Below are 16,862 nucleotides of genomic sequence, written 5' to 3'. Positions count from 1 at the left end.
CTCCATGCGCTGGCTTCTCGCTCTCGGCTGTCTGCTGATCCACCCCCCGGCCCGTGCCGGCAATCCCGCCGGGGATTCGGCCAGGGATTCCGCCAGGGAGTCCGGTAGCGAACAGATCCGGATTGCGAGCCTGAGCTGCTCGGGCAATGCCCTGATTTCCACCCCCCAGATACTGAAGGGATTCTCCACGCACGCAGGCGGCATCCTCGATCCTGGACTCCTCGAGCGCGATATCGACGCCCTTCTTTCCATGTATGACCGGAACGGCCGCCCCTTCGCAAAAGTCGAAATCGGGGAGATCTCCCTCGCGTCCGACAGCGCTAACGGCGGGATGGACGTAAGCCTCCTCATCGACGAAGGACCCCCGGTGACGATCGATGAGATTACCGTGACCGGCAACCGCGAAACGAAGGACCGGGTCATCGTCCGGGAGACCGGCGTCCGGTTGCATGAGCCGTACGATGAAGAAAAAGTGAACCGGATCCGGACGCGCCTGAACCGCCTCGGAATTTTTTCGAGCGTCAGCAGCCCCGAGCTCTATGTGCTTCAGGCACCGGGGCACGCCCCCGGAGGCTCCACCGCCCCATCCCCGGCCGGGGCCGGACTTCTGATCAAGGTGGAAGAGGGAAACGCCAATACGTTCGACGGGATTCTCGGGTATGCGCCGGGCGCGAAGCAGGGGGAGGCAGGAGCTTTCTCAGGGCTTGTCACCGTCTCCATGCACAACCTCTTCGGCACGGCCCGGAAGCTCGACGTCCACTGGCAGAGGGATAACTCGGAGAGCCAGGAGATCGCGCTCCAGTATGTCGAGCCCTGGATTCTCGATCAGCCCGTCAGCCTCGCCGCGGGGTTCAGACAGCGGCAGCAGGATAGCTCCTACGTCGCGCGGGGCGTGGAGTTCAAAGCCGATTTGCTGCTGACAGGGTCGCTCTCGGTCGGGGGCGTGTTCAGTCATTCCGCCGTCATCCCGTCGAGCACCGCGGCGCTCCAGAGCGTTTCGGACAGCCGCACCGTCACCGCGGGCCTCGACGTCCGGTTCGATTCGCGTGACGATCCGGCAAGCCCGTCCTCCGGCGCCCTCTATCGCACCGGTTACCGGATCGGGAACAAGAGAGTGTTCAGCCTGCCCGCGCTGTCGGCGCCCCCTCCCAGGGGCGGCACCGTGCAGACGGTGAGCGTGGACGCCGACCTCTACGCGGAGACGGCTTCGAGGCAGGTAGCGGCGATCGGACTGCACGGCCGCCAGATCACGGCCGACCGGGTGGAGCTGAGCGATCTCTACCGGTTCGGCGGAACGAACACCCTGCGCGGATACCGTGAGAATGAGTTTCTGGGATCGCGGATCGCCTGGATGAACGCGGAGTACCGGTTCATTCTCGCCCGGAGGACGTTTGTCTACGGCTTTCTGGATGCGGGGTACTATTACCTCCCCGCCGACGTCTCCGCTCCCGGCCCCGCGATTACCCCCGAAGAACGCCCCGCGTCTCAAAAACTCAAGTACGGTTACGGCGTCGGAGTACGCCTTGCCACGGCGCTCGGATCGATCGGGGTGAGCATCGCGTTCGGCGAGGGAGATTCGTTCGGCGAAGGGAAGCTCCATTTCGGATTGGCAAACGAATTCTGACATGGCCGGGCTCGATTTCAAGACGGAACGCATTTATTGGGACCGGGGAGCCCGTTTCCTGGCGGGAGTCGACGAGGCGGGGCGCGGCCCGCTCGCGGGACCTGTCGTCGCCGCCGCCGTCATCGCAAATCCCGGCGCCTGGATCGAGGGCATCGACGATTCGAAGAAGCTGTCGCCGTCGCGCCGCGAGGAGCTCTTTGAACTGATCACCCACGGAGCGATCAGCGTGGGCGTCGGGGTCGTCCCCCACACGGAGATCGATCGTGTGAATATTCTAAAGGCGACGATGCAAGCGATGGCGGGAGCGGTTTCACAGCTCGACCCGGCTCCGGACCACCTCCTGGTCGACGGCCCCAGGTATGACGGAGGCCGGGTGCCCTTCACGCCGCTCATCGGAGGCGATGCGATGTGCTATTCCATCGCCGCAGCCTCGATCGTCGCCAAGGTGACGCGCGACAGGATCATGACGGAGTGCGACCGCGCCTACCCCGGCTATGGATTCGCGAAACACAAAGGATACGGGACGCCGGAGCACCTCGACGCGATCCGGACGCTCGGCCCGTGCGAGATCCACCGCCGGAGTTTCCGGATGCCCGCGTTCGGCGCCCCCGGTGAATGGAGGGAGAGGTGATCGGCTCGAAGGCGAGGGGAACAGAAGGAGAGGACCTGGCGGCGGTCTACCTCGAGCGTCAAGGCTACAGGATCCGCAACCGGAATTACAGATTCGGCAGGGGAGAAATCGATATTGTCGCCGAGGATGGCGAAACGCTCGTCTTCGTCGAGGTGAAGGCCCGCCGGTCGGACTCGTACGGCGCTCCGGAGGAGGCGGTGACGGTTCATAAGCGCCGCCAGATCAGGAAGATCGCCGGGGGGTACCTCTTCGAGAAGAGAATCAGCGACCGTGAGTGCAGGTTCGACGTCATCGCCGTCGAGTATGTGGGCGGCAAGCCCGTTCTCCGTCACATTCAGCACGCATTCTGATGAACGCGCTTCCGTTGATTCTCGCTGCGCTCTGCATCATGGCGATCGCCTACAGGTATTACAGCGCCTTCATCGCGGCGAGGATCCTCTCGCTCGACGACAAGCGCGTTACTCCCGCCCACACGCTCAACGACGGACAGAACTATCATCCCACGAACAGGTGGGTCCTGTTCGGCCACCATTTCGCCGCCATCTCCGGGGCCGGCCCTCTCATCGGCCCCGTGCTTGCCGCGCAGTTCGGCTACCTGCCCGGATTCCTCTGGCTCGTGATCGGAGTCTGCCTCGGGGGCGCCGTCCACGATTTCGTAATCCTTGCGGCCTCCATCCGGCGGAGGGGGAGATCGCTCGCCGACATCGCCCGCCATGAGATCAGCCCGCTCGCCGGGACGATCGGTTCGATCGCGATCCTGATCATTGTGGTGATCGCCCTGGCGGGCCTCGGGCTCGCGGTCGTCAATGCGCTGATGGAAAGCTCCTGGGGGACCTTCACGATTTCGCTGACGATTCCGGTCGCGCTCCTCACAGGCCTCTGGATGTACCGCATCCGGCCGGGGAAAATCGCGGAGGCGAGCGTCGCCGGCGCGATCGGCATGATCGCCGCGGTCCTCCTCGGGAGCCTGATTCCGGGCTCGGCTCTCGCGCCCTACTTCACGCTCTCCCGCGGGGGCATCATCGCGGCGATCGCCGCCTACGGTTTTGTCGCGTCGATCCTCCCGGTCTGGCTGCTCCTCTGCCCGCGCGACTACCTCAGTTCGTACATGAAAGTCGGCACGATCGCGGCGCTCGTCATCGGGGTCGTCATCGTGCATCCGGATCTCAAGATGCCCGCGATATCGGAGTTCGCTCACGGAGGCGGCCCGATCATTCCGGGAAAGCTCTTTCCCTTCGTCTTCATCACGATCGCCTGCGGCGCGATTTCGGGGTTCCATGCGCTCGTCTCCTCGGGAACGACGCCCAAGATGCTCGACAAGGAAACCGACAGCAGGATGATCGGGTACGGGGCGATGCTCACCGAGGGGCTGGTGGGGGTGGTGGCGCTGATCGCGGCAAGCTCCCTCTACCCGGGCGACTATTTTGCGATCAATCTTTCGCCGGCGAAATTCTCCGCTCTCGGAATTCCGGCGCAAAACCTCGCGGAACTATCCGCGCAGGTCGGGGAGACGATCGCCGGGAGGCCGGGCGGCGCCGTCTCGCTTGCGGTGGGGTTCGCCCAGATCTTCACCGGGATTCCCGGGATGCGCGGGCTGATGTCGTACTGGTATCACTTCGCGATCATGTTCGAGGCCCTCTTTATCCTCACGACGATCGACACCGGCACGCGGGTCGCGAGGTTCCTCGTTCAGGAGTTTGCCGGACGCATCTGGAAGCCTCTCGAGAAGTCGGATTGGATGCCCGGGACGATTCTCTCTTCGGGCCTCGTGGTGGCGGGCTGGGCGTACTTTATACAGACCGGGAGCATCAGCACGATCTGGCCGATGTTTGGAATCGCCAACCAGCTCCTCGCAGGGGTCGCCCTCGCCGTCGCCTCGAGCGCCATTATCAACGCGGGAAAGGTCCGGTACGTCTGGGTGACGCTCGTGCCGATGCTCTTTGTCACGACGACGACGCTGGTGGCGGGCTGGGAGAGCATCACCGACAATTTCCTGCCGATGGTTTCCGTCGGGTCTACCGCCGCGCAGGGGGAGGTCGACCTGGTCCTCACAGCGGTGATGATGGCTTGCGCGTGCGTGATTCTCGTGGAGGCGTTCCGGCGCTGGTACCGGGTCCTGGCCAAAGGAGAGTACATCGTGGAGGGGATGCCGGTGAGGGCGGGAGATCCGGCCCATCCGCCGCCGGACTACGGTTGCTGCTGACCCGTTGTCATCCTAAGGGCTCGGTTGTCATCCTGAGCGCAGCGAAGGATCTGAAACGTCGTTCTAACCTGAAGGGGGGGATTCTTCGTCGCTTCGCGACTCAGAATGACAATTAAGAGGTTCCTTCCACGACGACCGCTATACCCTGGCCCACGCCGATGCACATCGTGGCGATGCCGTAGCGGGCCTTCCGTCTCTTCATCTCGTGCAGTAGCGTGGTCAGGATCCTCGCGCCGCTGCATCCGAGCGGGTGCCCCAGGGCGATCGCTCCCCCGTTGACGTTCAGCTTTTCGGGATCGATATGAAGTTCACGGGCGACTGCGATCGATTGCGACGCGAACGCTTCGTTGAGTTCTATCAGGTCGATCTGGCTTATCGTGAGCCCCGCTTTCCCGAGCGCGGCTTCGACCGCGGGCACGGGGCCCATCCCCATGAAGCGGGGATCGACTCCGGCGACGCCGGTTGAAACGACGCGTGCCAGAGGTTTCCATCCCATCTTCTTAGCGATAGCTGCTGAGGCGACGAGGAGGGCTGCGGCTCCGTCGTTCAGGGAGGAAGAATTTCCCGCCGTCACCGTTCCGTTTTTCCGGAACGCCGGCACCAGCGCGGCGAGTTTCTCGAGCGACGTGTCGGGCCGGGGGCCCTCGTCTTCGCGGACAGTCTTTGGACCGCTCTTCGAAGGAATATCGACCGGGATCAACTCATCCTTGAACGTTCCCTCCTTCTGCGCGCGCAGAGCCTTGCGATGGCTTTCGAGGGCGAACGCATCCTGCTCCTGCCTCGGGATCGCATATTTCTCCGCGACATTCTCCGCGGTTTCGCCCATCGACTCGAGGGGAAAGAGGGCGGCCAACCGGGGATTGGGATAACGCCATCCGAGCGCCGTATCGTAAGCGGTCGTGTTGCCGAAACTGCCCGATTGATTTTTCGGCAGGGAGTAGGGGGCGCGGCTCATGCTCTCCACACCGCCGGCGACGAGCATCTCCGCGTCTCCGGACCAGATGGCGCGCGTTGCGTGGATGACGGCGTCAAGACTCGATCCGCAGAGGCGGTTGACGGTGGTGCCCGGGACAGAAGAGGGGAAGCCTGCGAGGAGGGCGCTCATCCGGGCGACATTCCGGTTGTCTTCGCCCGCCTGGTTGGCGCAACCCCAGAGGACGTCCTGCACGAGGGCAGGTTCAAGGCGCATGCGGTCCGCCAACGCCCGGAGGACGAGAGCGCCGAGGTCGTCGGGCCTCACATCGCGCAAGGCACCGCCGTACCTGCCGATGGGCGTACGGACAGCGTCAACGAGGAGCGCTTCTTCGCGGGCCATGCCGTGGGGAGCGCAGGTTAGTTTTCGTTCGGGACGCGGGGGTGAGTCCCCTTTGCGCCCACGAGAGCGAAGAAACGGACGGTGATGACGGGGATTTTCTCGCGGTCCGTCTTGATCGTGATCGTGCCGTTGAGGACTCCCTGATCCGAGGGGGCGAGCGTGCACTTGAGGACCGAGCCGTCGCCCGGATCGATTCTGTCCGACGTCAATTTGAGGGTGAGCCGGTCGGAGGAGGAGGTCGCGGAGAGTATCCTCACCCGGGAAGCGCCCGAATTCACGATGGAGAGATCCTGGGTGACGGAGGAATCGACGCTCGTGTGAAACACGAGGTACTCCGGATCGAGCGAGAGGGACTTGATGACATTCGCGGTGAAGGTGATCCGGACGTGCCCGTGGGACGTGTCGTTGGTGTTGAGTGTGACGACCTTCGACACCTTCCCGGCGTATTTCGCGGAGTTAAAGCTGATGGAGAGCGTGCCGTTTCCGTTCGGCGGGACGTGATCGCTCGACATGAGCGTCCCGGTGCAACCGCACGAGGTGCTGACGTCGGAAATGACCATCGTGTCGGTGCCGGAGTTTTTCAGGGTGAGGTCGCGGTGGACCGTCGTCCCCGCGTAGACGTCGCCGAAATCAAATGTCGTCCCCCCGACGAGATCGAGCCTGGGTTGACTCAGTGTAATCGCGGGACCAAGGCAGAGGAGGAGCCAGGGGAGAACGGGACTCTTGAGTCTTCCCATCATTCCGAAATTACTTCTTATTGACCCACGCGTAATAGGTGAGGAACATCAGGGGCTGAACGTTAAAATCGGTCTTGAGCTCGATCGAACCCTGGAACGTCCCCGTCTTCGTCGGATGGAAGACGGCCTGGAGCTGCGTCTTTTCGCCCGGCATGAGCTCGTTTTTCATGAGGTTCACCTTGAGATTCTCGAGTTTCGAATCCACGGAGATGATTTTGAGCCGGTTCTTCGGGGAGGGGTTTGTGATCGTGACCGTTCTGGTGTACGACGTATCGAGCTTCATGTTGTCGAACGAAAGGATCTTCGGGTCCATCTCCATGACGTTCACGACGTTTGCGCTGAAGGTGACGGTGACCTTCGGGGATCCCGTGTCGTTGGACGAGATGTAGACCTGTTTCGAGACCTTGCTCCCGCCGTAGTTATGCGTGTCGAACGAGATCGACACCTTTCCGACGGACTCCGGAGCCAGGTTCTTGTCGTGCTCGGACATCATCGTGGCGGTGCATCCGCACTGGGCCCTCACCTCGGAGATGCGCAGGGTATCGGTCCCCGTGTTCTTGACGGTGATCACTTTCTCGATTTTTTGTCCGGTAAAGGCGTCCCCAAAATCGAGCGTGGTTCCCCCCACGATGCTGATTTTCGGTTGAGCAAGAAGGCCGGAAAAGGCGAACAGTGTAGAGAGAAAAATCGGGAAAATCACGCGTTTCATAGCATCTCCAGGTTTTAATGATATATCTAACATACAAAAGTGAGCGTTGAAATTCAAGTAGGTTTGAGCCGGGCGGCGGACATCATCTGTAACAACGGAGCGATGCGGTAGCGTTCCTCGCCCAGATCTGAATGCAGGGCCCGGAGCACGCTCACGACCTGTCCGATTCCGATCTTCCCGGCCCATTCGACGGGCCCGCGGGGATAACTCGTGCCGAGCTTCATGGCGAGATCCATGTCGGCGGGAGACGCGATTTCTTCCATCAGCGCGAACGCCGCCTCGTTCACGAGCATGCAGAGAATCCGGGGCATCACCATGCCGGCGCGGTCCTGAACGACCGCAACCTCCTTTCCCAGTTCCGCGAAGAACTCGCCCGCTCTCGAGATCGCCGCGCGGGCCGTCTGGAGGCCCGGCGCGAGTTCGACGAGCCGGTTGGAGAGGAGCGTCGGGAGGGCGCCGATGCCCACCATCCGTTCCGGGTGCCGGATCCAGCCCGCCTGTTCTCCCGCGGCGACGGTGACCGAAGAGGTGAGCAGGGTGGCCGAGCGGTCGAGCTTCCGGTCGAGCGCAATCAGGTTTCTTTTCTTCAGTACGGGATCGGTATTCGTGAGCTCCGCCGCGAACGATACTCCCCGGGGGATGGCGGCTGATTTGCGGAATCCCGCTCTTGACGGGATCGCCTCTTCGCCGGAGTTTGTCTGGAATGCGACCCGGAACCCGGAGGCGACGCACGCCTCGCCAAGTTCGCGGACCAACGCCGTCTCGCCCGTCAGATAGACCACTCTCGCCCGGGATCTGGCGCGACCGCGGCGGGGCGCCGGACTAGTCGTAAAATCCCCCCTTCGTCTTGCGGCCAAGCCGTCCGGCGTCGACCATCCGTTGTTGGATGACGTGCGGACGATAGCGCGGCTCGCCGAACGTCTGCTCGTACATCGATTTGGTGACGGCGAGATTCACGTCGATTCCGATCAGGTCCATCAACTCGAACGGCCCCATCCTGAATCCGCCCGAAAGCCGGACGATCCTGTCGATTTCTCCGACCGAAGCGATCCCTTCTCCCAGGATCCGGAGCGCCTCGCCGTAGAACGGGCGGGCGAGCCGGTTCACGATGAACCCGGGCGTGTCCTTCGCGACGATGGCGCGCTTCCCGAGACGCTCGACGAGCCGAAGGCCCGACTGGACGGTCTCCTTCGAGGTGCGGCTCCCGGGGACCACTTCCACGAGCGGGATCAGATGCGGTGGATTGAAAAAATGGAGGCCGATCACACGCTCCGGCGACGGGATGGCCGCCGCGATCGCGGTGACGGAGAGGGAAGAGGTGTTCGTGGCGAGCAACACGCCGGCTCCGGTGAGGGGCGCCAGGTCGCCGAAGATCTTCTTTTTCGCGCCGAGATCCTCGATCGCCGCCTCGATGACGGCTTCGCAGGTCGAAAAGACGCTGAGAGTGGTGGAGAGGATGATGCGGCGGGCGGCGCCTTCCGCGAGCTCGGCCGTCAGCTTTCCTTTTTCGACCCCCTTCTGCAAATCCGCGGAGATCAGGCGTGAGGATTCTTTGAGGATTTCCCCGGAGACGTCGTAGAGCAGCGTGTTAAATCCGGCGAGCGCGGCGACGTGGGCGATGCCGCGGCCCATCGTCCCGGCTCCGACGATTCCGATTGTCGCCATTACTGCGGGCTGGACCGGGGGGGGATCATCCGGGAATGACGGAGTCTTCCGGCACCTTTTGCCAATCGGGTATCCACTCGGGCACCTTCAAACCCCACGCGTCCGCGTTTTCCTGCACCTCCTGGGCGAAGGTCCCGCGCACCTCGTGGTTGTCCCGTTTTTTCAGCCCGAGCTCCCTGTAACTCTTGTTCTTTCGGGATCCCGGCCTGCCGAAAATCGACATCACCCGCGGCCACCAGCGGTCGAGCGCCTCCTGAATCTCGCCTTTCGTGCCCGCATCCAGAGCAAGGCGTTTCACCCAGTAGTCTCCGTGCGCGATGTGCGTTTTCTCCTCCTTGAAGATCCGGTCGATCTCGCGCCGCCACGGGCCGTAGCTGCAGACCTTGACGTCTTCGAGCTGATGGCCCGCTCCGCGGTCCATCAGGAAGTTGAACATCACGAAATCCGCCCACGAATCGATCGGGTAGTAGAAGATATTGACGCGCTTGTCGCTTGATGCCCGCTTGTCGCCGAGGACCTGGCTGTCGTCGACGCGAAAGGTGAAGTCCATTTTGTCGACCCAGTCGTCCACTCCGAAGCGCGCGTCTTCGAGGAGACGGTACATCGCCCGGGCATGGCGCACTTCGTCCCGGACGATGTTCGAGACGACGAGCATCTCTTCGGTCGTCGGGGCCTTCATGATCCAGGGGACGTATCCGAAACCGCCCGCCAGCTCCGAATCGGCTTGCTGGAGCATCAGGTTCATGAGGTGATCGTAATACTCGTCGCTCATGTCGTCGAGGGTCTCGATCGGTTCGTTCTTCGAGAGCTTCAGCATCATTTTCTCCGAGCGTTCGGAGTTCGGGATCTTCGAGGGATTGCCTGCCATAGTCTATCTCTCCATGTTGGATCGGTTTGAATTCGCCAGTAACTTAGTCAAAAACGCTTCAAAAATCAACCTGTTTGCGGAGGAGCGAGGCATGCGTTTCCACACCCTCGTTCCCACGCTCCGCGTGGGAACGGGATCCGCGGCGCTCTGCGCCGCAACCAGGTTGGGACGCTGAGCGTCCCGGTATGCGTTCCGCCGCAGAGCGACGGAACGGGAATCAGCGCCCCCGGAACACCGGCGGGCGCTTCTCGAGGAACGCGCGGAGGCCCTCCCGGTGGTCTTCCGTCTCCGATGCGATCTGCTGAATCAGCGCTTCGTATTCCAGGATCGTCTCGAGATCTCCGGAGAGGCTCTTGTTCAGGGTTCGTTTGATCAATCCGATCGCCTTCGTCGGCGCCTGTGCGAGCGTGCGGGCGAGGGATGCGGTCTCCGCCTCGAGTTCCTCCGGCGGAAGGACCCGGTTCACGAGGCCGACCCGCTCCGCCTCCTCGGCCGGGATGTCGCGTCCCGTGGCGGCATACTCGAATGCCCGGGCCATTCCGACCAGCCGGCTGAGGAACCAGTGGGAACCGGAATCGGGGACCAGGCCGATCCGGATGAAGACTTCGATCAGCTTCGCCGAGCTCGACATCAGGCGCATATCGCACGCCAGCGCCAGGCTGCAGCCCGCGCCGGCCGCGACGCCGTTAATCATGCCGATGACCGGCTTTTCCATGTTCCGGATTCTCCGGATCATCGGGTTGTAACTCTTGTCGAGCGACTCCTTCAGCGACCGCTTCGCGCCAGAATGTTCCTTCAGATCCTGACCCGAACAGAACGCCTTGGTCCCACTCCCCCGGATCACCAGGGCGCGGACGGCGGCGTCCCGTTCCGCCTCTTTCAGCGCTTCGTTCAACTCCTTTTTCATCTGCTCGTTAAAGGCGTTATAGACGTCGGGCCGGTTGAGCGTAATCGTGCAGACCCCGTCGGTGTCGCCGTAGAGTATTGTCTGGTAGTCAGCCATGCTTTGTCTCAGGTGATGAGGAGGATCGACCGCTTCATCGTCAGCGCACCAACGCCATCGAGCGGGTTTGATGAAACGCCCCTGCATTCAGGGTATAATAATAGATTCCCGTGGGCATCGCGCCCGCATCCCAGCGCACGGCGTATTCTCCGGGGGCCTTTCGCTCGTCGACCAGTGTGGCGACTGCTCTGCCGAGGAGGTCGTATACCCGGAGGACGACGCGACCATCGACCGGAACCCGGTAACGGATCTCCGTCGAAGGGTTGAAAGGGTTTGGATAATTCTGAAGGAGTGCGAAGCTCTCCGGCAAGGCGAGGGGTGGGACCGATTGCATTTCGAGCGTGAGGTGCGCCGTGGGATGTCCGATTGTCACCGATTGCCCGTCAGAAAGAGCCTGCCCGCCGCCATCGAAGAGTATCGAGGCGGACCCCTCGCGCAAGTGAGAGCGAATGCTAAGGGGATAGACTGCCCCACCGAGGGATACTCCGATGGAGGTTCGGGTCCCTGGGCTGGAGAGAGCGATCATCGATTGCGAGGCGAACCGGGCGTCGAGGCCGCCGGGAGGGGAAGGCGGCATGACATATTTGCCCGCGTCGATCCTGCCGTCTCGGCTTCCGAAATAAAGCGTCTGTTCAGATCCCGCGGCGTCGTTGATCGTGATCCGGTTGAGACGCTCGAGTTCGGCATGGGCTGATTCCCCGAACGATCCTTTCGCGAGCTGGGGCCCGAGGAAGAGGCTTCCGGCGCCGGAGGTCTTGATCCAATGCCCCTGTCCGGGGTGGATCGTATCGGCGACCTGGTAACCGGACGAATACCAGAAGGTGTGGGAGATGACCAGACCCGGCGGGCTGGATGTGATGGCAGAGACTCGGAGTGGAACCGAGATGGAACCGATGAGATTCCACCCGGGATCGACGGCAATCGTATCGGCGAGGATCGAGTCGCCCGTGACGGGCACCTGATGGGCCGAGGGGTACCGGAGCCAGTATCCCGGGCCGTTCGCCAGTGTGTCTTTGATCTGATAGGCCCCGACGTAAGCAAAGGCCGGAGAGGATGCGGCCGGGAAGAGGATTCCCGTACGCGCGTCGGAGGATTTAACCGGCAGCGAAACCATGTTCCAGCCGGTTCCAAGGGAGACGACCGAACCCTGGAACGTGATCGCAAAGGCGGCGTCGCTCGTATCCTTGAGTAACGGGCCGCCGAGGGAGGTGATCCGTAGCCGCGCCAGTTGGGTGGGAGGGAAGGGGACGAGCCAGGAGTACGTTCCCCCCGAGGCCGCGAGAGAGTCGGCAACCGGAAGCCAGCTCCCGCCGCCATTCGTGGAATAATCGAGACGGACGGAGCCGATGAATGAAGACGACCATGTGATCGCGTGCAGGCTGTTCACGGCCCAACTTTCGCCTCCGTTGGGGGAGGTCAGCGCGAGGGAGGCGCCCGTCCCGGGCATCCTGCGCTGGTAGACACCATTGCCGTGCGTCGTCGCCCGGAGCATTCTGTTGGAGGGCGAGAGGGAGAGGTCGGCGATGAGGACCGCGTCGGGCAACCCGTCCGAGAACTGGTTCCAGCTCGCACCCGCGTCGGTCGAGACATAGACGCCGATGTCGTTCCCCGCGAAAACGACGCCTGGATTGAGAGGATCTACGAAGACGGCGGTCGTCGGAATATCGGGCAGCGTCCCGGTAATGTCCGTCCAGTTCTGACCGGCGTCGCTCGAACGGAAGACGTGGCCCGAATTTGCCCCCCCGAATGCGGCGTACACTTTGCGGGAATCATGCGGGTCGACGGCCAGATCCAATGGATACCTGTCCGGCAGCGAGCCGGTGATGTCGGTCCAGGTTCCCCCTCCGTTCGGAGTCATGTAGAGATGGGAACGGGCGCCGAACGGCGCCTTTCCGACGTAGAGCGTGTCGGGGCTTGTGGAGGAGATCGCCATCGAAAGCGCGAGGTTGCCGTCGAGAAACCCCGTGGTATTGGTCGAGGCCCAGGTCGTGCCGCGGTTCGTACTCTTGTAGATCCGGTCCAATCCCATGTAAAGGACATTCGTGTCGGAAGGGGAGAGCACCAGGGGCGAATTCCAGCTTCCGTTCCCTGCGAATGAAGCCACCGTGGAGAATGAGGCGCCGCGGTTGGTCGATCTTCCGACACTCCCTCCGTTACGGTTGACTGCGAACATCGTGTTGTCGTTGAGCGGGTTGATGGCAGTCCAGCCGCACTCGTCGAGTGCAGTCCGGGTCCATGTGAGGCTGCCGCCATACTTGTATCCGGGGATGTGGTCCTGAACCTGTCCGATCGCAAGAAGAGAATCGGATCCCGAATTCGAGAAGCCGTTATAAAACTGGCCCGTTTGCATGCCGGCTCCCACGCTCGTGAAGCTGACACCGAAGTTCGTCGAACGGTAGACGCCGTCGTCATTCACGGCGTAGAGGATGTTCGGATCGGCCGGGTGGTGGGCGAACGAGTGATGGTCCGAATACGAGCCGGAGCTCTGGGTTATAGTCGTGCCGCCGTCTGTCGAATAATAAATGGCTACCCCGGCGCGGACGACGCGCGAGGAATCGTCGGGCTTGATCGCCACGAAATGAGAATACCACCCCTGAACGCCCGCGACGTCCTGCGCGCTGATCGAACTCCAGTTTGAGCCGAAATCTCCGGACCTCCAGAGGGAGCTCACGCCTGTGGTGCTGTCGGCGACGCTTGCGTAAACGGTGTTCGGATTCGGAGGGTATGATTCCAGAAGGGCCTTTCCGCTGAAATCGGGGAAGGTCGGGATTGAATTCCAGTTCTCTCCTCCGTCAGTGGACCGGAACAGGCCTTCACCGGAGCTGTTGAAATTGCCCAGCGTGGCGAGGACCCGCGAAGTATCCGACACATTGTAAAGAAGATCCTCCGCCATCGGGAGCGGAAGGGTTTGAGTCCATGTCTGACCGCGGTCGGAACTCCTGTAGAGCCCCTCGGTCGTGGCGGCAAGGACTGTGTTGCCGTTCAACCGGTTGATCCGTATCGCCTCGACTCCGCGTTCCTGGTTGAACGTCCAGTCAAGGCTCTTCGCCCATGTCGATCCTCCATTCGTCGTCTTGAGGATGCCTATCCCGTAACTTCCGCGCGTGGTTCGGAGGACGAGGCCGCCGAGAGCCGCTTCGTACCGGTAGACCTCCCCCGTGCCGATAAAGATGGTATTCGTGTCTTGAGGGTCGATCGCAATGGCTCCCACCCCCAGGACCGGATATCCGGTTACGACCCGGGTCCAATCGCCTCCCAGTCCTCCGGTGTGAGACCGCCAGAGGCCGCCGCTCGCAGAGCCGAGGTACACGGTGTTCCCGTTGAGCGGGTTGATCGCGATGCTGATCGTCCTTCCGGGGAGGTTGGTCGGTCCAATCGATTGCCACGACTGGGCCGACTCGGGGGAGCGGCCCGATTCCTTGGCCAGTTGTCTTGAGCGAAGATAAGCCTTATAGAATTTTGAAGGAGAAATGTCCGGGTCGGGGTATGCCCGCGCGCGAGTCCAGAAATCCAACGCTTCAAGTGCGCCCGACCTCCCGGTTTCGGATTCGGGTTTCAGCCGGCCGGGGTATCCGCCGGACCGGACTCCGTCTCCCGGATGAAACGTAACGTACCATCCGGCCAGGAGCGCAAGGAAGAAGGCTGCCCATCTCGAATTCATTCTCATGGTGGTCACCGTATCAGGGCTGTTGTTTTCGACTGCGTGTAGCCCCCCGCAGTGAGTCTATAATAATAGAGACCGCTCGGTGATCCGGCGGCGTTCCATTCCACGGAGTATCTGCCCGGTTGCTTCATCTCATGGACGAGCGTCGAAATCTCCCTGCCGAGAACATCGTACACCTTCAGGGTTACGAACGACGATTGATTGATGACGAAGGGGATCGTCGTGGCGGGATTGAACGGATTCGGATAGTTCTGCCCGAGCCGGGTTTCTTCGGGAGTTTCAGAGAGCGCAGGGGGCGCGAGTCCCAGCTCGAGCCGTTCGGGGGGATGGAGGAGTCGCGCGGAGCCCTTCCCGTTCATTGGAACCGCCTTGCCGTCGACGAGCAGCGACGCAGACGCGTCCGGCGTCTTCCAGCTGAGCGCCAGGGGGTAGGCCGCCCCCGTGAGGATGATCGGAACGATTCTCGATTCCCCCGGACTCGAGAGCTCGACCATTCGCCCTGATGCGAAACGCGCACCGAACACCTCACCGGGAGCTCCGGGAGGCATCTGATACTTTCCGGTGTCGGTCACGCCGCCCGTCACGCCAAAATAAAGTGTCTGGCCGTAACCGGAGGCGTCCGACAGGGTCAGCTGGCCGAGTGGATCGAGCTCGCGGGCCGTCGCGATCGATTGTTTTGCAAGCGATTGTGAGAGGACCAGTTGGCCCGGTCCCGAAGTCTTGACCCAGCAGCCCGTGCCCGGCAGGAGGCTGTCGATCACATGGTATCCGGATGAGAACCCGAAATACCGTGATACGACGAGGCCGGGCGGAACGGAGGTGATCGTAGAAACCGGAACGGGCGCGGAGATTGAGCCGAGCAAATTCCACTGGCCGAAGGCCGATGTGGAAAGATAGGTAAGGGAATCGCCGGAGAGCTTGAGCATCTGAGAACCACCGAACTTCATCCAGTATCCACGGCCGTTTTCCAGCGTGTCGTTGATCAGATAACTTCCCTCGTATGAAAATGCGGGAGAACCTGCTAACGGAAAGTTATGCGCTGTTGTGGCGTTGTCCGTGAGGACGGGCAGGGAGACAATGTTCCAGCCCGAGGCGAGCGACACCGGGACCGAGGCAGGTTGCGGCAAACTTATGACCGCCGTGTAGATGTCCATGTTAAAGCCGCCCGCGCGTTCGTCGGTCCAGACGGGGACGATGTGCGAGTTCCAGAAGTCGATCCCGATATAATCTCCGAACCGGACGTCGGAGTTCGGCGTGTTCGCGGGCGAAGGCGCCGAGCTCAGGAGTTGGTTCGAAAATGATTGCCCCCCGTCGGAGGATCTGGCGAGATACGCTTCAAAGACGGTGTTGTCGACGGTGTTCCGCGTGTCGTAATAGACAATCGCCATCTCCCCCTGCTCATCGACGGCGATCCAGGGCCAGTATTGAAGTTTCCCGTTATGGAGCGGGTCGTTGTTGACTCTCACGGGTGCCGACCAGTTTTTTCCACCGTTCGTGGACGAACTGAGGAAGACATCGTCGTCTCCGTTCCGCGAGTCGCTCCATGTCACGTAGATGGCGCCGTTCCGGACCCCGCCGCTCAAGTCCACGGCGATCGACGGAAAACCATGGAGGCTCGACACCGGGCTGATGACGCTGTCGACGCCGAAACTCGCTCCCCCGTTTGTCGATTTGTCGAACATGACCCCCGGTCCCGCCCAGACCACATACACCTCCCCGTTCGGTCCGATGGCGGGGTCGGATCCCTGAACGCCGGTCCCGTCGCTGACCTGAACCATGGGCGACCAGGTGTGCCCCGCATCGGCCGATCTGGTGAGCTGGATCCCTCCCGGCGTGCCGAACCGGGTCCAGCTGATATAGAGCGCGTTTGCGAAGGGGCTCGCCGGGTTGAGATCGGATGCGATATACTCTTTGTCGTCGAATGCGGTCCCCGGGATGCTCGGCGCCAGGTTGGCCGTATCGAACGTCACCCCCTCGTTCGTCGAACGGAAGACAAGGATCTTGCCGTCGTTGTTCGTGTTGTTGATGGAAATCGTGGCGATATAAAAATTGCCCGCGGTGTCGACGCCGACCGCCGGGTCGCTCGCGCGGAGGTGGACCGGATCGACGATGGGGAGGAGGGCGCCCGCCGACCAGTTCGCGCCGCCGTCCGTCGAAAGGCTGTACCCCACCCTCCGTATCGCGGGGCTGACTCCCGTGCTGAAATCTCTCCAGGCGGCAACGACGCGGTTGGGGTGCTTGCGGCTGATCTTCACCGACGGCTCATTCTGCGGAAAGGTATCGACTGAAACATTGACGTTCTGATAGAGGGATTGGGTCGCGGCGCCCGTGGAGAGGGGCGTGCTCCTGGGGGTTGAGCGGGGCATCTGCCTCATCAGCTCCTCGGGGAAGATATCGTGCGGCCGGGAGTAAAGGGTGTCGCCCGTTTGGGGAGACGTTCCGG

The 16,862-nt window shown here is 62.2% G+C and carries 13 protein-coding genes; 4 read left to right on the top strand and 9 right to left on the bottom strand.

From position 1 onward, the window contains the following. The first annotated feature begins 4 nt into the window (after window positions 1-4). From VI215_01640 to VI215_01625, 4 genes are read left to right on the top strand one after another with little or no spacing between them, the layout of a single operon-like run. Window positions 5-1,624 (top strand): BamA/TamA family outer membrane protein, encoded by a 1,620-nt coding sequence (locus VI215_01640; GenBank protein HEY6191008.1) that lies wholly within the window; start codon window positions 5-7, stop codon window positions 1,622-1,624. A gap of 1 nt (window position 1,625) precedes the next feature. Beyond that, window positions 1,626-2,255 carry a ribonuclease HII gene (locus VI215_01635; GenBank protein HEY6191007.1) on the top strand — a complete coding sequence of 210 codons (630 nt, stop codon included), beginning with the start codon at window positions 1,626-1,628 and terminating at the stop codon, window positions 2,253-2,255. After that, on the top strand, window positions 2,252-2,605 hold the full coding sequence (locus VI215_01630; GenBank protein HEY6191006.1) for a YraN family protein: 354 nt from the start codon (window positions 2,252-2,254) through the stop codon (window positions 2,603-2,605). Before VI215_01635 ends, VI215_01630 begins: the two co-directional genes overlap by 4 nt. After that, window positions 2,605-4,458 carry a carbon starvation protein A gene (locus tag VI215_01625; GenBank protein ID HEY6191005.1) on the top strand — a complete coding sequence of 618 codons (1,854 nt, stop codon included), beginning with the start codon at window positions 2,605-2,607 and terminating at the stop codon, window positions 4,456-4,458. Before VI215_01630 ends, VI215_01625 begins: the two co-directional genes overlap by 1 nt. A gap of 112 nt (window positions 4,459-4,570) precedes the next feature. Here VI215_01625 and VI215_01620 read toward each other — a convergent pair whose 3' ends face one another. The 9 genes from VI215_01620 to VI215_01580 form a co-directional block, all read right to left on the bottom strand. Then, window positions 4,571-5,773, bottom strand: a complete 1,203-nt coding sequence (locus VI215_01620; GenBank protein ID HEY6191004.1) for a thiolase family protein — start codon at window positions 5,771-5,773, stop codon at window positions 4,571-4,573. A gap of 17 nt (window positions 5,774-5,790) precedes the next feature. After that, entirely contained in the window at window positions 5,791-6,513 is a 723-nt protein-coding gene (locus tag VI215_01615) for a DUF1573 domain-containing protein (GenBank protein ID HEY6191003.1), read from the bottom strand. Between the two features lie 7 nt (window positions 6,514-6,520). Then, window positions 6,521-7,219, bottom strand: a complete 699-nt coding sequence (locus VI215_01610) for a DUF1573 domain-containing protein (protein HEY6191002.1) — start codon at window positions 7,217-7,219, stop codon at window positions 6,521-6,523. A 53-nt stretch (window positions 7,220-7,272) separates the two neighbouring features. Further along, entirely contained in the window at window positions 7,273-8,001 is a 729-nt protein-coding gene (locus VI215_01605) for a 3-hydroxyacyl-CoA dehydrogenase family protein (GenBank protein ID HEY6191001.1), read from the bottom strand. Between the two features lie 40 nt (window positions 8,002-8,041). Beyond that, window positions 8,042-8,884, bottom strand: a complete 843-nt coding sequence (locus VI215_01600) for a 3-hydroxyacyl-CoA dehydrogenase NAD-binding domain-containing protein (GenBank protein ID HEY6191000.1) — start codon at window positions 8,882-8,884, stop codon at window positions 8,042-8,044. Window positions 8,885-8,909: 25 nt separating this feature from the next. Continuing rightward, complete coding sequence (locus VI215_01595; protein ID HEY6190999.1) at window positions 8,910-9,752, bottom strand: Phenylacetic acid catabolic protein; 843 nt, start codon at window positions 9,750-9,752, stop codon at window positions 8,910-8,912. Between the two features lie 217 nt (window positions 9,753-9,969). Beyond that, on the bottom strand, window positions 9,970-10,755 hold the full coding sequence (locus VI215_01590) for an enoyl-CoA hydratase-related protein (protein HEY6190998.1): 786 nt from the start codon (window positions 10,753-10,755) through the stop codon (window positions 9,970-9,972). Between the two features lie 40 nt (window positions 10,756-10,795). Next, window positions 10,796-14,422 carry a T9SS type A sorting domain-containing protein gene (locus tag VI215_01585; GenBank protein ID HEY6190997.1) on the bottom strand — a complete coding sequence of 1,209 codons (3,627 nt, stop codon included), beginning with the start codon at window positions 14,420-14,422 and terminating at the stop codon, window positions 10,796-10,798. 5 nt (window positions 14,423-14,427) lie between these two features. After that, window positions 14,428-16,862, bottom strand: a 2,435-nt coding sequence (locus VI215_01580) for a T9SS type A sorting domain-containing protein (GenBank protein ID HEY6190996.1), incomplete at its 5' end; no start/stop codon positions are given.

Source organism: Bacteroidota bacterium, assembly GCA_036522515.1.
Taxonomy (GTDB): domain Bacteria; phylum Bacteroidota; class Ignavibacteria; order UBA10030; family SZUA-254; genus VBOC01.
This window is presented reverse-complemented; position numbering and strand designations above follow the sequence as displayed.

Excerpts from the sequence above, each read along its gene's own strand:
- VI215_01640 (HEY6191008.1), top strand. The coding sequence starts at position 5 with ATGCGCTGGCTTCTCGCTCTCGGCTGTCTGCTGATCCACCCCCCGGCC.
- VI215_01635 (HEY6191007.1), top strand. The coding sequence starts at position 1,626 with ATGGCCGGGCTCGATTTCAAGACGGAACGCATTTATTGGGACCGGGGA.
- VI215_01625 (HEY6191005.1), top strand. The coding sequence starts at position 2,605 with ATGAACGCGCTTCCGTTGATTCTCGCTGCGCTCTGCATCATGGCGATC.
- VI215_01620 (HEY6191004.1), bottom strand. The coding sequence starts at position 5,773 with ATGGCCCGCGAAGAAGCGCTCCTCGTTGACGCTGTCCGTACGCCCATC.
- VI215_01615 (HEY6191003.1), bottom strand. The coding sequence starts at position 6,513 with ATGATGGGAAGACTCAAGAGTCCCGTTCTCCCCTGGCTCCTCCTCTGC.
- VI215_01610 (HEY6191002.1), bottom strand. The coding sequence starts at position 7,219 with ATGAAACGCGTGATTTTCCCGATTTTTCTCTCTACACTGTTCGCCTTT.
- VI215_01600 (HEY6191000.1), bottom strand. The coding sequence starts at position 8,884 with ATGGCGACAATCGGAATCGTCGGAGCCGGGACGATGGGCCGCGGCATC.
- VI215_01595 (HEY6190999.1), bottom strand. The coding sequence starts at position 9,752 with ATGGCAGGCAATCCCTCGAAGATCCCGAACTCCGAACGCTCGGAGAAA.
- VI215_01590 (HEY6190998.1), bottom strand. The coding sequence starts at position 10,755 with ATGGCTGACTACCAGACAATACTCTACGGCGACACCGACGGGGTCTGC.
- VI215_01585 (HEY6190997.1), bottom strand. The coding sequence starts at position 14,422 with ATGAGAATGAATTCGAGATGGGCAGCCTTCTTCCTTGCGCTCCTGGCC.